The following is a 527-nucleotide window of genomic DNA, read 5'->3' on the forward strand; positions in this document are numbered from 1 at the left end:
GACCGCATCGAGCAGTATGCCAATGGCTCGATTACTGTAGAGGGCATGGCTAATGACATTGGCGGTTCGGGAGCCCAGATGGGGGACCGTTCTAAAGATGAAAAGGCCGAACAGAAAAGCGATAAAGCCGGTGAGCTTATCCCTGCAACAGAGGGTGGCGAAACCAAGCAGCAACAGGTAGGTGGTACTGAATCTGTTCAATCAGAACAGACTAACAGCGGTGGTAACTCTGTTGACCTGGATGAAGACATCGACAACTTCTTCAAGAGTTTTGCAGAACGAGGCGAGGGTGAATCGGAAGATGAATCCAATGCCGGTGATGTGGTTCGAGAAGAGCGTGTTGATGTTGAGGATGAGCTGGTTTTGCCTGAGGAAACTCCGGTAGAGCAAGAGCCTGTCCAAGAGGAGACGACAGAGGAGCCTCTCAACCAGGAGCTGCCTAAAACTGACGACGATGGCGACTATTTCTTCTAATAGTCACTTCAACTAAACCGACCCGGAGGGGATAGCCATTCCCTCCAGGGGTG

The 527-nt window shown here is 51.4% G+C and carries 1 pseudogene; it reads left to right on the forward strand.

Annotated elements, in window-relative coordinates:
• Positions 1–474: pseudogene (locus R7E78_RS30225) on the forward strand (DUF3150 domain-containing protein); the annotation flags it as partial.
• Positions 475–527: the final 53 nt, after the last annotated feature.

Source organism: Vibrio sp. YT-19(2023), from assembly GCF_033337395.1.